Genomic DNA, 18,050 nt, shown 5'->3' with positions numbered 1-18,050 from the left:
GCTCAACTTGCATGTGTTAGGCACGCCGCCAGCGTTCATCCTGAGCCAGGATCAAACTCTCAAATAAAAGTTTATCAGGCTCAGATACTATTGTTATCTAAATATCTGGCTTTATGGTTTGTTTCTTAATATAAATTAACCTACTGTTTAATTTTCAATGTTCGTATTTTTTCTTGTTCCTTTTTTTCAAGGACAAGTAATACTATACCATCATTCAAACAGTAGGTCAATACTTTTTTTATTATTTTTTAGAAATTTTTTTCATATTCTTTTTTTAGCTTTTCTACGACCTTTTTTTCTAAGCGAGAAACAGTCATTTGAGATATATCTAATTCTTTAGCTATACTAGACTGGGTTTTATCGAAGAAAAATCTATCTTTAAATATTTTTACTTCTAACTCATTTAAAGTTTCAATAAACTTATTAATAAAATCTTCGTATTCTATACTTCCGAAATTACCTTCTTCTTTTCCTATTTTATCAATAAGAGTTATGTCTTTGTCTTCTGAATCATCATTACTTGATGAATCTAAAGACATAGGTTGATAACCATAAGATGCTTCCATAGCCTCTAGTACATCTTCTTCACTAACTCCTATATAGTCAGCGATATCTTTTACCTTTGGATGTTTTTTATTTTCTTGCTCTAGTTTAATTTTCGCATCACTTATCTTTTTGCTTAATTCTTGTATTCTTCTTGGTACTCTAAGTGTCCATACTTTATCTCTAAAATATTTTTTAATTTCTCCTACTATAGTTGGTGTTGCAAAACTGGAGAATTCAAATCCCTTTTCAACATCATATCTATCAATAGCATAAATTAATGCTAATGAAGCAACTTGATATATGTCTTCAAAATCAACACCCTTGTTTATATACTTTTTAGCTAACAACCTTGCTAAATATAGATGTCTTTCAATAAGAATATTCCTGATATCTACGTTTTTATTTGTATTATATAAATTAAATAGCTCTTTTGTATCCATATTTAGGTAATGTGTAGCATTAGCTACATTTTTCATTAAATATCAACTCCTAAATACTTAGTCATTTTTATTTTTGTTCCTTGATTACATTCTGATTCAATATCTACATCATCCATTAAAGTTTTAATTATAAATAATCCAAGACCACTTTCTTTTGGATTCTCTAAATCTGGTGTACTTATTGAGCTAACATCATATCCTTTTCCATTATCTTGAATCTCTATATTAATTGCATCGTCTAAAATATTAAATACTATATTGAATACATCATCATTACTATGTTTTATTGCATTGGTACATGCCTCTGATACTGCTACCTTTATATCTTCTATATCATCTATTGGAAACCCCATTTTATTTGCAATCCCAGACGCTGTTAATCTTATTATGCCTACATAATCTGGATTTGTAGTAATTTCCATCTTTATAGTTTCACAAGCCAAAATTTATCCCTCCACTTTAAATATTTTATCTAGACCTGTTATAGTAAAAATTTTCCTAACATTACTCTTAGGATTTACTATGTATATCTCTTTTTCATTTATTTTTAGTTTTTTTAAAACACCTATCATAGCTCCTAAACCTGTAGAATCTATATAATCTAAATCTTTAAGATTAATCTTTACATCCAACATATTTCTTTCTATTAAACCATGTAAATGTTCTTTTAATTTATCTGCTGTAGAGACATCAAGTTCTCCATCAATACAAACATTCCAAAACTTATTTTGAGAATCTAAATTTGAATCTATATTCATAGACATGTAAAAACCTCCTATTTTCTCTTAATAATTTTAAATATATTACCTATACTCAATATCTTATTAATTACATAAACTATATCATCTATTCCCTTTGATATTGATGATGCATTTTCAACAATATCTTGTATATGTCTTTCATTATAATCTACAATCTTATAAGCTTTTTCAACAACTTTATTTAAACTATTTAGAGTTTTAGCTAAATAAATTGCTACTATAAGAGCCGAACTACCTACTAACACTGCTCCTATTTGCCACCCCCATGCATTCATTAGTTAACATCTCCCTCGTCGTCAAAACTTTTACTTATTACTATATCTTCTTCTGAAATTTTTATATCTTCTTCATTATTATCATCATCTACTAAAGTTATTATTCTCTCTTTAACATCATTAAATGTTTCATGTAGAACTTCTTTTGGGTTTTCTTTCACTTTATCAAACTTATCTTTTGTCTCTTTTCTTAACTCAGAACCTTTTTTTGGTGCAAGAAACATACCAAATATAAAACCTAAAATGGCTCCTATTAATAAAAATCCACCTTTTTTACAACCTCTTTTATTACACATAACAACTACTCCTTTCAATTTTAAATTTTTATCTAAGTACATTATACAAAAAGAATAGGATATTTATCCTATTCTTCTTCAATATTTATTTTAGCAATCGAAACTACATTCACTTCTTCATTAGTCTTCATTAATTTAACACCACTTGTAACCCTTCCAAATAGTGAAATTTCATTAACTCTTATTCTAATAAGAACTCCATCAGAATTTATAATCATTATCTCATCATCTTCATTGACCATCTCTGCACCAACAATTGTACCAGTTTTTTCAGATATGTTATAAGTTTTAATTCCTTTTCCAGCTCTTATTTGGCTTCTATATTCTTCTATATTTGTTCTTTTACCAAAACCATTTCTACTGACAACTAATACATCTGTACCTTTACTACAAAGATTCATAGATACAACAAAGTCTTTTTTACTTAAAGTTATACCTTTTACACCCATTGCTGTTCTACCCATATATCTTATATCATTTTCATCAAACCTTATAGACATACCTTCATTAGTTACTAAAAGTACTTCCTGTTTTCCATCTGTTAGCTCTACTCCAATAAGTTCATCATCATCTCTTAAACCTATAGCAATAAGACCAGATTTGTTTATATTTTTAAACTCTTCTCGTTTAGTCTTTTTAACGATACCTTTTTTAGTTGTAAGTAATAAATATTCATTTTCATCATTACCATCTATAGGTATTAAAGTTGCAATCTTTTCGTCTGCTGACAATTGAAGTAAGTTTACTATAGCAGTACCTTTTGCTTGTCTCTTACCTTCAGGTATTTCATATGCATTTAATTTAAATACTCTACCCTTATTTGTAAAGAACAGTAATCTACTATGAGTAGTTGTAGTTATCAAGTGTCTTACAAAGTCCTCTTCTCTGGTTGTAAGTGCTGAGATACCTCTTCCACCTCTTTTTTGGCTCTTATAAGTATCAGATGGAAGTCTTTTTATATATCCAAAGTGAGTAAGAGTTATGGCTATTTCCTCATCACTTATAAGATCTCTCATATCTATCTCGCCTTCAGCATGTCTTATTTCTGTTCTTCTTTCATCAGAATAATTTTCTTTTATTATTGTCATTTCATCTTTTATTACATTTAAAAGTAATCTTTCATCAGCCAAAATTTCTTTTAATCTATTTATTTTCTTTATTAAGTCTTCATACTCAGCTTCTATCTTATCTCTTTCTAGACCTGTAAGTCTTTGAAGTCTCATATCTAGTATAGCTTGAGCTTGAATCTCAGTTAGATTGAATTTTTCTACTAAACCTATCTTAGCTTCTTGGCCTGTTTTTGAAGCTCTTATCAAGCTTATAACAGCATCTATATTATCTAAAGCAATTTTTAATCCTTCTAAAATATGTGCTCTTGCTTCAGCTTTGTTTAATTCAAATTTAGTTCTTCTTGTAACAACATCTTCTTGATGTTTAATATAATGATATAGTATTTGCTTAAGATTTAAAACTCTTGGTTGACCATCTACAAGAGCAAGCATTATTATACTAAATGTATCTTCCATTTGAGAATGTTTATACAGATTATTTAATACTATATTAGCATTAGCATCTCTCTTTAATTCTATAACAATTCTCATACCATTTCTATTACTTTCGTCTCTTAAATCTGATATACCTTCTATTCTTTTTTCTTTAACTAACTCAGCTATTCTCTCAACTAATTTAGCTTTATTTACTTGATAAGGTATTTCTGTAACTATTATCTGTTGTTTTCCTTTTGGAAGTTCTTCTATAAAAGCTCTAGATCTAACCTTAACTTTACCTCTTCCAGTTCTATATGCCTCTGCTATATTCTCTTTTCCCATTATAATTGCAGCTGTAGGAAAATCTGGACCTTGTATAAATTTTATTAAGTCCTCAACACTACAATCTGGATTGTCAATCAAATGTACAGTTGCATCAATTACTTCAGCTAAGTTATGTGGAGGTATTGAAGTTGCCATCCCAACAGCTATACCATTAGACCCATTCACTAATAGATTGGGATACCTTGCTGGTAGTACTGAAGGTTCTTTTAATGATTCATCAAAGTTTGGTTTAAAATCTACAGTTTCTTTTTCTATATCTCTTAATAATTCTAATGATAATTTACTCATCTTAGCTTCTGTATAACGCATTGCCGCTGGTGAGTCTCCATCAACAGAACCAAAGTTACCATGACCATCTACTAAAAGTGCTCTAGTTGAAAAGTCTTGAGCCATTCTAACCATTGCAAAATAAACAGCAGTATCTCCATGTGGATGGTACTTACCTAAAACGTCCCCAACAATACGGGCTGACTTTCTATATGGTTTATCTGGTGTTAAGTTTAATTCACTCATTGAGTATAGTATTCTTCTGTGAACTGGCTTTAGACCATCTCTAACATCAGGAAGAGCACGTCCAGCTATAACACTCATCGAATAATCGATATAAGATTTTTTCATTTCTTCCGCTATTTCAATAGGGAGTATTTTGTTATTTTCTTCCATGTATACTAATCCCCTCTCTCTATATATCTAAGTTTCTAACGAATCTTGCATTTTCTTCTATAAATTCTTTTCTTGGAGCAACCTTATCACCCATAAGCATTGAAAATACTTCATCTGCAATTGCAGCATCTTCTACAGTTACTTGCAATAAAGTTCTTGTATCAGGATTCATAGTGGTATCCCATAATTGTTCTGCATTCATCTCTCCAAGACCTTTATATCTTTGAAGTTCTGCACCATTTCTTCCAATTTCATCTAATAAAACATTTAATTCTTTATCTGAATAAACATAATGTTCCTTTTTTTGCTTTGTTACTTTATATAAAGGAGGTTGTGCTGCATAAACATACCCCTCATCTATAAGAGGTCTCATGTATCTAAAGAAGAATGTTAATAGCAAAGTTCTTATATGAGCTCCATCTACATCGGCATCGGTCATAATTATAATTTTATGATATCTAGCCTTATCTATATCAAAATCTTCTCCTATACCACAACCATAAGCTGTTATCATATTTTTTATTTCGTCTGAAGATAATATTCTATCTAGTCTTGATTTTTCGACATTAAGTATCTTACCTCTTAATGGAAGTATCGCTTGGCTATTTCTATCTCTACCTTGTTTTGCGGAACCTCCCGCTGAATCTCCTTCGACTAAGAATATTTCACTTTTAGCAGGATCTTTTTCTGCACAATCTGCTAATTTTCCAGGTAAAGATGTGCTTTCTAAAACACTCTTTCTTCTTGTTAATTCTCTTGCTTTCTTTGCAGCTTCTCTAGCTCTTTGTGCTCTCAAAGCTTTATCAACTATTATTCTAGCTGTTGCTGGATTTTCCTCTAAGAAAGAGCCAAGTTCATCAACTGTTACACTATCAACTACACCTCTCATAAAACTATTACCTAGTTTTGTTTTAGTTTGTCCTTCAAATTGAGGTTCTGGTAATTTAACTGATACTACAGCTGTAAGTCCTTCTCTTATATCTTCACCTAATAAGTTAACATCATTTTCTTTTAAGAATTTATTTCTTTTAGCATAATCATTTACAGTTTTAGTAAGAGCTGCTTTGAATCCACTTAAATGAGCTCCTCCTTCATGCGTATTTATATTATTTGCAAAAGAATATATGTTCTCTGTATAACCATCCGTATATTGCATAGCTAATTCGACAATACAATCATCAACTTTTTTATCTATATAAACTATGTCATCATGTATTCCAGTTCTAGATTTATTTAAATACTTAATATATTCTACTAGACCACCTGTATAGTGAAATTCTTTTCTTTTTTCTTGATTTTCTCTTTTATCTTCAAATACTATTTTTATTCCTTTATTTAAAAAAGAAAGTTCTCTAAGTCTATATTCTAATGTTTCATATTTAAACTCTATTTCATCAAATATAGTAGCGTCAGGCATAAATTGAATTATTGTTCCTGTACTTTGAGATTCTCCAACTATCTCAATCTTAGATGTTGGTAGACCTTTTTCATATGTCTGCTTATATATTTTTCCATTTAAATAAACTTCTGCTATCATCCATTTTGATAATGCATTAACTACAGAAACACCAACTCCATGAAGACCTCCAGATACTTTATATCCTCCGCCTCCAAATTTTCCTCCTGCATGAAGATTAGTTAATACTGTTTCTAAAGTCGATTTTCCAGTCTTAGGATGTGTTTCGACTGGGATACCTCTTCCGTCATCTTTTACTAAAATACTGCCATCTTCATTAATAGATACATATATATTTGAACAATAGCCTTGTAAAGCCTCATCGATACTATTATCTACAACTTCATAAACTAAGTGGTGTAAACCTCTTGGGCTTGTACTACCAATATACATACCTGGTCTTTTTCTAACGGCCTCTAATCCCTCTAATACCTGTATCTGACTTGCACCGTATTCTTGTTTCATTTAATTTCCTCCATTCTCTATGCTAATAACATTGCCGTTTTCAATATTAAATATTGTAACATCCTTTTCATCAAATATTTTTTTATGTGAAATTTCAGCACTTGTTATAAACATTTGAACATTGCTTAAATTATTTACTAAAAGTTTTTGTCTTGCTTCATCTAACTCACTAAAAACATCATCTAAAATTAATACTGGATATTCTTCAACCTCATTTTTTATTAATTCTATCTCTGATAGCTTTAATGATATTGAAGCAGTTCTTTGTTGACCTTGTGAACCAAAAAGTCTTGCATCTAAATCATTTATGAATATATTTAAGTCATCTTTGTGTATACCATATCTAGTAGTTCTAGATTCTATATCATTAGGTCTATTTGATGACAACTTGGCTAAAAATTTATTATATACTGTTTCTATAGTATCTTCGTCAGTTATATTTATTTGAGTTTTATATTTGATTGATAATTTTTCAACTCCATTAGTCAAATTCATATGCATATGTTCAGATATATTAGCTATCTTTTTTATAAAGTCTCTGCGTAAAATATAAATATAACTTCCGTATTTTGCTAGTGTATCATCATATACATCTAATAAAGCTTCATCAACATGCATGCTTTTTAGAACTCTACTTCTTTGAGAAAGTATTTTATTGTAATTAGTAAGATAATTATAATATTTAGGAATAATTTGGCTAATCTCTTTATCTATGAAAGTCCTTCTCTCTTTAGGACCTTCTTTAACCAGTCTTAAATCTTCAGGTGAAAATATGACAACATTTAAGTTGCCAAGTAATTCCTGCATTTTTTGCAAAGGAACTTTATTTATTCGTATCCCCTTTTTATCTTTTCCAATAATTAGCTCTATTAGACTATATTTATTATATTTTGAAAAACTTCCTCCAACATATAAATTTTCACTATTAAATCTAACCATTTCTCTATCTTTGTTGGTTCTAAATGACTTGCCAAAAGAAAGCATATAAATAGATTCTACTATATTTGTCTTTCCTTGACCATTTTTTCCAACAAGAAGATTCACTTTACCATTAAATTCCAGATGCAACTTTTCATAATTTCTAAAATTAACAAGCTGCAAACTTTTAAGTTTCACAAAAAGTTCTCCTTTTTTACAATACTTTTATTTTAGTTCCTTCTATCTCAACTATATCTCCTGATTTTATCTTTTTCCCTCTTCTTAATTCTATTTCATCATTTACAGTCACTAAACCTTCTTGAATTAAAAATTTTGCATGACCTCCGGTTGATGCAATCTCTGCTAGTTTTAGGAATTGATCTAACTTTATATAGTCTGATTCTATAGTTATTTCAGTCATAAGAGTTCCTCCTTGCCATTATTTTAGGTAAATAGGTATTAATATACTAAAAGTATATTATACCATAAAAATACTTGCAAAAGGAGTTGCCTAAGATTAGAAAAATTTTTCTACAAAAGACAACTCCTTAATATCTACTATATATTAGATGATATTCTTACTGGAAGTAATAAGTAAATATAATTAATATCATCTGTTGGTTTAATTATACAAGGATTTACATTTGTAGTAAATTCTATAAATATTTCCTCATTATCTATATTTTTCAATCCTTCAATAAAGTATCGAGAGTTAAAAGCTATATCTAAATAATCTCCATCTAAATCTATTTCAACTTCTTCATAGACATTTCCTTTTTCTGTATTAGAAGTAATTGCCATTACTTTATCCCTTATAGATAATTTTATAAGGTTATTTTTTTCTGATTGAGACAATAAAGATGCTCTTTCTATACTATTTAAAAGTTCTTTAGTATTTAACTTTACTCTACTATTATGCTCTCTTGGCAATAATTTTTTATAATCAATAAAATCTCCTTCAAGTAATCTTGTAATAATTTTTGTATCATTAATTATAAAAATAGCATTTTTTTCGTTAAATCCAACTTTAACATTATCTTCTCCAGAAAGCAAGCTATTTACATCTATAAGTGTCTTTCCTGGAATTATTACTTTTATATTTTCAGTTAAACTATCAACTGAACAGCTTTTTACAGCTAATCTATAGCCATCAATTGCTACTAGATTTAAATTTTTATCTACAATTTCTAGAAGTTCTCCCATTAAAACAGGTTTTGTTTGGTCTTGTGAAATAGCAAATACAGTTTGTTTAATCATATTTTTTAGGAGTTCTTGAGGTATGCTGTATAAATCTTCTTCATTTAATTCTGGTAGTTTAGGAAATTCTTTAGCTGCATATCCTTTAATTTTAAATCTTGAATTTACACAATTTATGTAAATATTATTTTCTGAATCTGTTTCTATCTCAACAAAAGAATCTGGTAATTTTCTAATTATATCTCCAAATAATCTTGCATCTACAACAACATCACCTTTTTCTATAATCTCTGCTTGTACATAAGTTTCTATTCCTATCTCCGCATCATATCCAGTAAGTTTTAACTGGCCTTCTTCTGTAGATATAAGTATACCCTTTAATAGTTCTATAGTTGTTTTTCCATTAATAGCTTTTTGAGCAATCCCGATTCTATTTGCTAGGATTTTTTGATTACAAATTATTTTCAATGTGGATAACCTCCTCTGGCTTTTTATATAAAAAAATAAGTTAAAATCATAGTAGTAATAGTAGTAGGTGTTGTTGATAATGTTAATAAGTACATGTAACATTATAAATGCAAAGATATCAACATGTGTATAAGATGTTGATATCTTTGTTATTTTATACTTAATTATTTGTTAATAAATTTTAATATAAAAAAGTATAAACAAGTTATTCAATAGATATAAACAGACAATTGTGTATAAATTATCCCTTTAAATCTGATATAATTTTGTCTATTTTAGTCTTAATTTCTTCGCTTTCTTCTATGTCTCTAGATACTTTATCATGAGCATGAATTACTGTTGTATGATCTCTTCCTCCAAATTCTTCACCTATTTTAGGGAGAGACAAATCAGTAAGTTCGCGCGTTAAATACATAGCTATTTGTCTTGGAAAAGCTATTGAACGAGTTCTTTTTTTAGAATTAAAATCTTCCATTTTTAAATTGAATACAGAAGAAACTTTTTCTTTTATTCTAAGCACATTGATTTCTTCATTTTTAGAAGTTGTTATAATATCTTTTAAAGCTTCTGTAGCAAGATCAAAAGATATCACTCTATTACTAAGAGAAGAGTAAGCAACTACTCTAGTTAAGGCACCTTCTAGTTCTCTTATATTTGACTTAATATTTTTTGCTATATATGACATAACTTCGTTTGGCACTTCTATACGTTCTAGTTGAGCCTTTTTTCTAAGGATAGCAATCCTTGTTTCAAAGTCTGGTGCCTGAATATCAGTTATAAGTCCCATTTCAAATCTCGATCTTAATCTATCTTCTAGTGTAGGTATATCTTTTGGTGGTCTATCACTAGAGATAATTATTTGTTTATTTGCCTCATGAAGAGTATTAAATGTATGGAAAAACTCTTCTTGAGTTCTTTCCTTCCCAGCTATAAATTGAATATCATCAATTAATAAGACATCTACATTTCTATATTTATTTCTAAATTCCTCATTTTTATCATCTTTTATAGAGTTTATAAGTTCATTAGTAAATTTTTCTGAAGAAACATAAACAACTTTTGAATCTTTTTTTTGGCTGACAATATGATGTCCAATAGCGTGCATTAAATGAGTTTTACCTAAGCCAACCCCTCCATACAAAAAAAGTGGATTGTAAGCTTTAGCAGGAGATTCAGCAACTGCAACACATGCAGCATGAGCAAATCTATTGCTATTACCAATAACGAACGTATCAAATGTGTATTTTGGATTCAGGTTAGGGTAAAGTACTCTATAATTTAAATCTGCACTATCAGAATTTAGGTCAGCAACTTCTTTTTCGCTCAATACAAATTTAATATTATACTTTTTTAATGACAGTTGATTTATAGCATCTTCAATTAAATGCAAATATCTATTTTCTAGAATATCTTTATTAAAATCACTAGGAGCTAGTAGTATCAAGTCATTAAGATGTATTTTTAATGGTACGATGTTTTTAAAAAAGGTATTAAAACTTACTGAAGTTAAGTCACCTTTTATTAATTGTAGGGTTTTGTCCCATAAAGAAACTATATCCATAATATAAACCTCCGAACAGAATAATTAATATTTTCCACAAAGTTATTAACAGAAAAGCAAAAATATATATAAATTTTACAGAATAACTAAATTTATGGATAATGGTGTTGATAAATTAATAATAGTATAAATTATTAAAAAAATATGAAAAGATATAAACAATATGTAGATAAAGTTATAAATAACATAAACATACAATAAATGGTGATTATAACTAGAGTATTGTCAGTAATCTTAAAAGTTATACACAAAAGTATCCACAAGCTGTGAATAATTTTTAATAAGTTGATAACATTTATACACATTATCAACAAGTATATTTATAATATCAAAATATATGTCAAACTTCAATGATTTGTAACTAATTTATCCACAATATTAACTAATTGTTGATAAAAATATAAACATGTTAAATTTGCTTTATTTGTGTATATAATTGAAAAAAATAATTTAGAATAAAATTAAATAGATTTTTACTAGTATTTTCAATAAAAAAAATACATAATATATATATGGTAGATTTTGTGATGCAAGCATACCAAAAACTCGTTGACAACGATAGTAAAAGTATTTATAATTATATGTGTTATGTTTACTTTGAGGGTAAAGTTATTATTTTTATAAACGGAAAATGAAATCTGAAAGGCGGTGCAAAATAATGAGTAAAAGAACTTATCAACCAAAAAAGAGACAAAGAAGTAAAGAACATGGTTTCAGAAAAAGAATGAAGACGTCTAACGGAAGAAACGTGTTAAAAAGAAGAAGAGCTAAAGGAAGAAATAGATTAACTCATTAATTACAAAAGGGCCGCTGCAAAGGTGGCCTTTTTGTGTAAATAATTACAATGCATAGCTGTGTTTATGGAGGTTAACTATGGACTTTAATAGGACAAAGGGGTTAAAAAAAGACTCTGATTTTAGAAAAGTATATAAACACGGCAAATCTTTTGCAAACAGATATTTAGTAATATATATACTTAAAAATAAATCAGATTATAGTAGAATAGGTATTTCTGTTTCAAAGAAAGTAGGAAAAGCTATCACTAGAAATAGAGTAAGAAGATTAATAAAAGAAGTCTACAGATTAAATATTGATGAAAAAATTAAGCCTGGATATGATATAGTATTTATAGCAAGAGTATCTAGTAAAGATGCTAGTTTTAAAGAGATAGACAAGTCTATAAAAAATTTAGTTAAAAGAACGGATATTTCTCTTTAAATTGTATGCTATAAATATGGAGGTTAATAATTTTGAATAAAATAATTTATATATTAAAGGAAATAAGTAGGTATTTATCGAATTTATGTATTTATTTAGTAAAATTTTATCAAAAGTATATATCTCCCTTAAAGGGACCTACTTGTAGATTCTATCCAACTTGCTCACAATATTCAATAGAGGCATTTAAAAAATATGGATTTGTAAAAGGTATGTACTTAACAATAAGAAGACTTCTAAAATGTCATCCTTTTCATCCAGGAGGTTACGACCCTCTAAAATAAAAGAGAGTAACTATTAGGAGGTATAAAAAAATTGAATATAATAGGAAATTTCTTAGGATTAATTCTTAAGGTAATATTTGAATTTGTTAACCACTATGGTATTTCTATAATAATTTTTACTATACTTGTAAAGATTATTTTACTACCATTAACAGTTAAACAGACTAAGTCAACAAAGGCAATGCAAGATATACAACCTCGTATAAAAGAGATACAAGAAAAATATAAAAATAAGCCAGAAAAACAAAATGAAGAAATTGTTAAGTTATATGGAGAAGCTAAAATTAATCCACTATCTGGTTGTTTACCTTTATTAATACAGTTTCCTATATTAATAGGATTATTTAGCGTTTTAAGAGAGCCAGTTGCTCATGGCGTTTTTGCAAATCAAGCTGCATTTATGGCAGCTGACAATGGGTTTTTATGGATAAAAAGTTTAACAGCACCAGATTATGTATTAGCAGTATTTTCAGGAGCAAGTGCATATGTAATGCAAAAGGTAATGACTCCAAAGGACCAACTACAAGGCTCTATGAAAGTAATGACATATGTAATGGCAGGGATGTCTTTCTATTGGGGATTTATATTCCCAGCAGGACTTACATTGTACTGGACAGTAAGTAACTTATTCTCAATAGCTCAGTATTACTTAATAATGAATCCTTTAAAAGCTAAGCTGGCTGCTAACTCTAAGGAGGAAAAAGTTAATGAGAAAAAGCCTAAAATTAATAAAAAGTAAAAGTAAAGAAGAAGCTATAAATAAGGCGATAGCAGATTTAAATTTAAAAGTAGAGGATATAGAGGTAGAAATACTAGAAAATCCAAGCAAGGGGTTTTTAGGTTTTATAGGTGCTAAAGATGGTACCTATGAAATTTTTGTTATTGAAAGGGAACTAGATGTAGCTAAAAATTTTATAGAGGTAATGTTGAAAAATGCAAATGTTGATGCCAAAGTCAATGTATCTCAAAAAGATAATTTAATCATGGTTGATATTGAAGGCAAAGAAGCTGCAAGTTTAATTGGTAGAAGAGGGGAAACTTTAGATTCTATTCAATTTTTAACTGGATTAGCTCTTAATAAAATAAATAAAGACTCTCATACAAGAGTACTTGTAGATATAGAAAACTATAGGTCAAAAAGAGAAGAATCTTTAATAAGATATGCTAATAAGGTTGCTAGAGAAGTAGCGAAAACAAGAAAAACTAAAAAATTAGATTATATGAATCCATATGAGAGAAGAATAATACATTCAGCCCTTCAAAATGACAAATATGTAATTACATATAGTGAAGGAACCGATCCATATAGAAGATTAGTAATTGAGTGTAAAAGATAAAATCAACCTCCTAAACATTAGGGGGTTTTATTTTTTAATCTTATTAAATAATTGTAATTGGTCAAAAATAAATCTATATGTAAAAATTATAAATTAAGAGGTGATAAATTTGTTTATAGATGATACAATAGCGGCTATAGCTACAGCACCTGGAGAAGGTGGTATAGGTATACTGAGAATAAGTGGAGAAAAAGCTTTAAAAGTTGCAGAAGAAATCTTTAAATCCATGTCAGGAAAGAGTATAAAAGATTATAATAAAAGAACATTAATATATGGAAATATTGTAGATAATGAAAATGCAATAGATGAAGTATTATTGGCATATATGAAGGGGCCCAATTCATACACAGGAGAAGATGTTATAGAAATAAATTGCCATGGTGGATTTATTTCAGTAAAGAAAATTTTAGAACTAATATTATCTAAAGATGTTAGATTGGCAGAAGCTGGGGAGTTTACTAAAAGAGCATTTTTAAACGGAAGAATAGATTTATCTCAAGCAGAAGCAGTAATAGATGTTATAAAGGCAAAAACTGATATAGCTCATGAAGTTGCTCAAAACCAGTTAGAGGGTTCTCTATCAAAGAAGATAAGAGACTTAAGAGATAAAGTTACTGAGATACTGGCACATGTAGAAGTTGCTATAGATTATCCTGAAGAAGATATTGAACATATAACATATCAAACGCTTAAGGATAAAACTGGTGAACTTAAAAAAGAAATTAAAAAATTATATGATACAGCTGAAAGTGGGAAAATACTTAGAGAAGGCTTGAAAACAGTAATTGTTGGGAAACCAAATGTAGGAAAATCTTCACTGCTTAACTCTATTTTGGGAGAAAATAGAGCTATAGTTACAGACATACCAGGAACTACTAGAGATGTTATAGAGGAATTTGTTAATATAAAAGGTATACCTCTTAAGATAGTTGATACAGCAGGTATAAGAGATACTGATGATATAGTTGAAAAAATAGGAGTTGAGAAATCTAAAGAATCATTTACAAGTGCTGATTTAATTATAATGGTTTTAGATGCATCAAGAAAGTTGTCAGAAGAAGATATAGAAATATTAAAGAAGCTTAAAGATAAACAAACAATAGTACTATTAAATAAAAATGACTTAAAACAAGAGATTGAAGAAGAAAAAATACTTAAATATGTAGAAAATAATAGTATAATAAGAATATCAGCTTTACAGCAAGAAGGCATAGAAGCATTACAAGATAAGATAGAGTCTATGGTATATAAAGGAAGTATCAAAAACAATTCTAGTTTAATAGTAACTAATTCTAGACATAAGGATGCACTTGGTAAGGCATATAAGTCTGCAACAGATGCTTTAATTGCTCTAGAACAAAGTATGCCATTTGACTTTGTAGAAGTAGATTTAAAAAATATATGGGACTACCTTGGATATATTAATGGAGATACAGTAACAGAAGATTTATTAGATAATATATTCCACAACTTCTGTATAGGAAAATAGGATGTAAAACACAAAAGGAAAGAAGATATAGAAGTAATAAATTTCATTTTTTATTGTAGAAATTATAGATATTTTATAGTGTTTCTCATGAAACATTAATATTAAAAAGAAAGGAATTATAAATGATAAAGTTTGAAGCAGGAAAATATGATGTTATAGTAGTTGGGGCAGGTCATGCGGGATGTGAAGCTGCTTTAGCTACTGCAAGAATGGGATATAAAACTTTGATAATAACAATGTCTTTAGATTCTATTGCATTAATGCCTTGTAATCCATCAATTGGTGGAACGGGTAAAGGTCAGTTAGTAAAAGAGATAGATGCTTTAGGTGGTCAAATGGGACTAAATATAGACAAGACATATATACAAAGTAGAATGTTAAATACTGCTAAAGGACCAGCAGTTCATTCCTTGAGAGCCCAAGCAGATAAATTTAAATACCATGAAGAAATGAAAAAAACATTAGAAAATGAGCCAAACCTCGATATAGCTATGGATGAAGTTGTAGAAATATTACATGAAGGAAATGTTGTAATAGGTGTTGGAACTAAGCTAGGATGTTCATTTAAATCTAAATCTGTAATATTAGCTACTGGAGTTTATTTAAATTCAAAAATATATATGGGTGAGGTGGCATTTTACGAAGGTCCTAATGCATTAGGATATGCAAAATACCTTACAGATAGTTTAGTCGAATTAGGTCTTAGAATGAGAAGATTTAAAACAGGAACACCAGCAAGAGTCCATAGAGATAGTATAGATTTCTCTGTAATGTCTCTACAAGAAGGTGACGAAAAAGTAACTCCTTTCTCATTTATGAATGAAAACATAGAGAAAGAGCAAGAACCTTGTTATTTAACAAGAACCACTGAAGATACTCAAAGAGTTATACTAGATAATTTAAAAAGGTCTGCCATGTATAGTGGAGTTATAGAAAGTACTGGGCCAAGATATTGTCCTTCTATAGAAGATAAAGTAGTAAGATTTAGTGATAAAACTTCACATCAATTGTTTATAGAGCCAGAGGGTTTGAATACTAAAGAAATGTATATTCAAGGGATATCAACTAGTTTACCTTTTGAAGTTCAACTAGATATGTATAAAACTATAAAGGGGCTTGAAAACTGTAAGATAATGAGACCTGCATATGCTATAGAATATGATTGTGTTGACCCAACACAATTAAAAATAAGTTTAGAAATAAAAGGTGTTGAAAACTTATTTAGTGCAGGGCAATTTAATGGAACTTCTGGATATGAAGAAGCAGCAGCTCAAGGGCTTATGGCGGGTATAAATGCTGTTAGAAAGATAGAAGGAAAAGAACCTTTTGTATTAGATCGTTCAGAAGCATATATAGGTGTATTATTAGATGACCTTGTTACTAAAGGAACTAATGAACCTTATAGAATGATGACATCAAGAGCAGAATATAGATTGTATTTAAGACAAGATAATGCGGATATGAGATTAACTCAAAAGGGTTATGAATTAGGCTTAGTTAAAAAAGATAGATATGAAAGATTCATAAATAAGAAGAATGCTGTTGAAAAAGAATTTGAAAGATTAAAGAGCGAAAGAGTTACACCAAAGGAAGTAAATAATTTACTAGAAGAAAAAGGTGCAACGCCAATAAAAGTTGGAATATCACTGTATGAGTTTTTAAAAAGACCAGAAGTATCCTATGAATTGCTTGAAGAAATAGGAAAAGATGCTGGTGAAGATGTTTCAAGAGAAGTTAAAGAACAATGCGTAATAATGACTAAGTATGAAGGTTATATAGACAAGCAATTAAAACAGATAGACCAATTTAAAAAGCTTGAGAATAAAAAATTAGATGAAAAAATAAATTATTCATCAATAGAAGGACTTAGATTAGAAGCAAGACAAAAATTAGATGACATAAAACCTATTTCAATAGGTCAAGCATCTCGTATATCAGGTGTTTCTCCAGCTGATATATCAGTGTTACTTATACACCTAGAACAAGTTAGAAGAACTAGAGGTGGAAAAAGTGAATAATATAGAACTTCTAGAAAATGGAATTAAAAATTTTAATATAGATACAAATGATGATATGTTACAAAAATTTAAAACTTATAGAGATATATTAGTTGATTGGAATCAAAAAATGAACCTTACAGGAATAGAGGATGAAAAAGAAGTATATATAAAACACTTTTTAGACTCTATTTCAGCTGTAAAAAATGAATATATAAAAAATGGTATGTCCATAATAGATGTTGGTACAGGTGCTGGTTTTCCAGGTATACCACTAAAAATATGTTTAGAGGAGTTAGAGTTAACCTTATTGGACTCTTTAAATAAAAGAATAAGCTTTCTAGAAGAAGTTGCTAGAGCATTAGAACTAGAGGGTATTAAATTTATACATGGAAGAGCTGAAGATTTTGGAAAAGATGAAAAGTACAGGGAAAAGTATGATATTGCTACAGCAAGAGCTGTAGCTGGATTACCAATTCTTATGGAATTTTGTGTACCATTTGTAAAAGTAGGAGGATATTTTATTTGTTTAAAAGGTCCAAATGCTAATCTAGAATTAGAGGAATCAAAAAAGGCTATAGATACTTTAGGATTAGAGTTTATTGAAAAAATAGATGTAGAATTACCAGAAATAGATTTAAATCATAATATATTAGTTTTTAAAAAGATACATGAAACACCAGTTAAATACCCTAGAAAAGCTGGTAAGCCAGCTAAAAATCCTATTAAATAATCAAGATATTAATTAGTAGGCAACCTTAATCATTTCTCAGGAAATAATTAAGGTTGCCTCAAAACAAACAAAAATAAAGGAATTATTAAAGTAGATGCAGAAATAAAATTGTAT

The 18,050-nt window shown here is 28.7% G+C and carries 19 protein-coding genes and 1 rRNA gene; 8 read left to right on the top strand and 12 right to left on the bottom strand.

Annotated elements, in window-relative coordinates; genetic code table 11:
- From IC218_RS17860 to dnaA, 12 genes are all read right to left on the bottom strand, one after another.
- Positions 1–67: ribosomal RNA gene (locus tag IC218_RS17860) — 16S ribosomal RNA — on the bottom strand; the annotation flags it as partial.
- 181 nt (positions 68–248) lie between these two features.
- Positions 249–1,022 carry a SigB/SigF/SigG family RNA polymerase sigma factor gene (locus tag IC218_RS17855; protein ID WP_227436593.1) on the bottom strand — a complete coding sequence of 258 codons (774 nt, stop codon included), beginning with the start codon at positions 1,020–1,022 and terminating at the stop codon, positions 249–251.
- Entirely contained in the window at positions 1,022–1,429 is a 408-nt protein-coding gene (locus tag IC218_RS17850) for an ATP-binding protein (RefSeq protein ID WP_227436592.1), read from the bottom strand. Before IC218_RS17850 ends, IC218_RS17855 begins: the two co-directional genes overlap by 1 nt.
- Before the next feature lie 3 nt (positions 1,430–1,432).
- On the bottom strand, positions 1,433–1,750 hold the full coding sequence (locus IC218_RS17845) for an STAS domain-containing protein (RefSeq protein ID WP_227436590.1): 318 nt from the start codon (positions 1,748–1,750) through the stop codon (positions 1,433–1,435).
- An 11-nt stretch (positions 1,751–1,761) separates the two neighbouring features.
- A complete protein-coding gene (locus IC218_RS17840) occupies positions 1,762–2,022 on the bottom strand; it encodes a hypothetical protein (RefSeq protein WP_054272124.1) in 261 nt (86 codons plus the stop codon).
- On the bottom strand, positions 2,022–2,318 hold the full coding sequence (locus IC218_RS17835; RefSeq protein ID WP_227436588.1) for a YtxH domain-containing protein: 297 nt from the start codon (positions 2,316–2,318) through the stop codon (positions 2,022–2,024). Before IC218_RS17835 ends, IC218_RS17840 begins: the two co-directional genes overlap by 1 nt.
- A 68-nt stretch (positions 2,319–2,386) precedes the next feature.
- On the bottom strand, positions 2,387–4,813 hold the full coding sequence (gyrA, locus tag IC218_RS17830) for a DNA gyrase subunit A (protein ID WP_227436586.1): 2,427 nt from the start codon (positions 4,811–4,813) through the stop codon (positions 2,387–2,389).
- A 19-nt stretch (positions 4,814–4,832) separates the two neighbouring features.
- Positions 4,833–6,734 (bottom strand): DNA topoisomerase (ATP-hydrolyzing) subunit B, encoded by a 1,902-nt coding sequence (gyrB, locus tag IC218_RS17825; protein ID WP_227436584.1) that lies wholly within the window; start codon positions 6,732–6,734, stop codon positions 4,833–4,835.
- Entirely contained in the window at positions 6,735–7,850 is a 1,116-nt protein-coding gene (gene recF / locus IC218_RS17820) for a DNA replication/repair protein RecF (RefSeq protein ID WP_227436582.1), read from the bottom strand.
- Positions 7,851–7,866: 16 nt separating this feature from the next.
- Positions 7,867–8,073: a S4 domain-containing protein YaaA gene (gene yaaA / locus IC218_RS17815; protein WP_227436580.1), complete on the bottom strand. Its 207-nt coding sequence runs from the start codon at positions 8,071–8,073 to the stop codon at positions 7,867–7,869.
- Positions 8,074–8,210: 137 nt separating this feature from the next.
- Positions 8,211–9,317, bottom strand: a complete 1,107-nt coding sequence (gene dnaN, locus IC218_RS17810) for a DNA polymerase III subunit beta (protein ID WP_227436578.1) — start codon at positions 9,315–9,317, stop codon at positions 8,211–8,213.
- A 241-nt stretch (positions 9,318–9,558) separates the two neighbouring features.
- Positions 9,559–10,878, bottom strand: a complete 1,320-nt coding sequence (gene dnaA / locus IC218_RS17805; protein WP_255613010.1) for a chromosomal replication initiator protein DnaA — start codon at positions 10,876–10,878, stop codon at positions 9,559–9,561.
- A gap of 658 nt (positions 10,879–11,536) precedes the next feature.
- Between dnaA and rpmH the strand changes: the two genes are divergently transcribed.
- The 8 genes from rpmH to rsmG all read left to right on the top strand — a co-directional run bounded on the left by rpmH (position 11,537) and on the right by rsmG (position 17,936).
- Positions 11,537–11,674, top strand: coding sequence for a 50S ribosomal protein L34 (gene rpmH, locus IC218_RS17800; RefSeq protein ID WP_003420485.1), 138 nt, complete (start codon positions 11,537–11,539; stop codon positions 11,672–11,674).
- 77 nt (positions 11,675–11,751) lie between these two features.
- Positions 11,752–12,096, top strand: a complete 345-nt coding sequence (gene rnpA / locus IC218_RS17795; protein WP_227436576.1) for a ribonuclease P protein component — start codon at positions 11,752–11,754, stop codon at positions 12,094–12,096.
- A 32-nt stretch (positions 12,097–12,128) separates the two neighbouring features.
- Positions 12,129–12,380 carry a membrane protein insertion efficiency factor YidD gene (gene yidD, locus IC218_RS17790; RefSeq protein ID WP_227436574.1) on the top strand — a complete coding sequence of 84 codons (252 nt, stop codon included), beginning with the start codon at positions 12,129–12,131 and terminating at the stop codon, positions 12,378–12,380.
- A 31-nt stretch (positions 12,381–12,411) separates the two neighbouring features.
- Complete coding sequence (locus tag IC218_RS17785; protein WP_227436572.1) at positions 12,412–13,119, top strand: YidC/Oxa1 family membrane protein insertase; 708 nt, start codon at positions 12,412–12,414, stop codon at positions 13,117–13,119.
- Positions 13,088–13,717, top strand: a complete 630-nt coding sequence (gene jag, locus IC218_RS17780; protein WP_227825086.1) for an RNA-binding cell elongation regulator Jag/EloR — start codon at positions 13,088–13,090, stop codon at positions 13,715–13,717. The genes IC218_RS17785 and jag overlap by 32 nt, the downstream gene beginning before the upstream one ends.
- 109 nt (positions 13,718–13,826) lie before the next feature.
- Positions 13,827–15,206, top strand: coding sequence for a tRNA uridine-5-carboxymethylaminomethyl(34) synthesis GTPase MnmE (gene mnmE, locus IC218_RS17775; protein ID WP_227825085.1), 1,380 nt, complete (start codon positions 13,827–13,829; stop codon positions 15,204–15,206).
- A gap of 122 nt (positions 15,207–15,328) precedes the next feature.
- Positions 15,329–17,224, top strand: a complete 1,896-nt coding sequence (mnmG, locus tag IC218_RS17770) for a tRNA uridine-5-carboxymethylaminomethyl(34) synthesis enzyme MnmG (protein ID WP_227825084.1) — start codon at positions 15,329–15,331, stop codon at positions 17,222–17,224.
- Positions 17,217–17,936 carry a 16S rRNA (guanine(527)-N(7))-methyltransferase RsmG gene (rsmG, locus tag IC218_RS17765; protein WP_227436564.1) on the top strand — a complete coding sequence of 240 codons (720 nt, stop codon included), beginning with the start codon at positions 17,217–17,219 and terminating at the stop codon, positions 17,934–17,936. The genes mnmG and rsmG overlap by 8 nt, the downstream gene beginning before the upstream one ends.
- Positions 17,937–18,050 lie beyond the last annotated feature (114 nt).

Origin of the sequence: Clostridioides sp. ES-S-0005-03, assembly GCF_020658455.1 — a bacterium.
Classification (GTDB): Bacteria; Bacillota; Clostridia; order Peptostreptococcales; family Peptostreptococcaceae; genus Clostridioides.
This window is presented reverse-complemented; position numbering and strand designations above follow the sequence as displayed.

Excerpts from the sequence above, each read along its gene's own strand:
- IC218_RS17855 (WP_227436593.1), bottom strand. The coding sequence starts at position 1,022 with ATGAAAAATGTAGCTAATGCTACACATTACCTAAATATGGATACAAAA.
- IC218_RS17845 (WP_227436590.1), bottom strand. The coding sequence starts at position 1,750 with ATGTCTATGAATATAGATTCAAATTTAGATTCTCAAAATAAGTTTTGG.
- IC218_RS17840 (WP_054272124.1), bottom strand. The coding sequence starts at position 2,022 with ATGAATGCATGGGGGTGGCAAATAGGAGCAGTGTTAGTAGGTAGTTCG.
- IC218_RS17835 (WP_227436588.1), bottom strand. The coding sequence starts at position 2,318 with ATGTGTAATAAAAGAGGTTGTAAAAAAGGTGGATTTTTATTAATAGGA.
- gyrA (WP_227436586.1), bottom strand. The coding sequence starts at position 4,813 with ATGGAAGAAAATAACAAAATACTCCCTATTGAAATAGCGGAAGAAATG.
- gyrB (WP_227436584.1), bottom strand. The coding sequence starts at position 6,734 with ATGAAACAAGAATACGGTGCAAGTCAGATACAGGTATTAGAGGGATTA.
- yaaA (WP_227436580.1), bottom strand. The coding sequence starts at position 8,073 with ATGACTGAAATAACTATAGAATCAGACTATATAAAGTTAGATCAATTC.
- dnaA (WP_255613010.1), bottom strand. The coding sequence starts at position 10,878 with ATGGATATAGTTTCTTTATGGGACAAAACCCTACAATTAATAAAAGGT.
- rpmH (WP_003420485.1), top strand. The coding sequence starts at position 11,537 with ATGAGTAAAAGAACTTATCAACCAAAAAAGAGACAAAGAAGTAAAGAA.
- rnpA (WP_227436576.1), top strand. The coding sequence starts at position 11,752 with ATGGACTTTAATAGGACAAAGGGGTTAAAAAAAGACTCTGATTTTAGA.
- jag (WP_227825086.1), top strand. The coding sequence starts at position 13,088 with ATGAGAAAAAGCCTAAAATTAATAAAAAGTAAAAGTAAAGAAGAAGCT.
- mnmG (WP_227825084.1), top strand. The coding sequence starts at position 15,329 with ATGATAAAGTTTGAAGCAGGAAAATATGATGTTATAGTAGTTGGGGCA.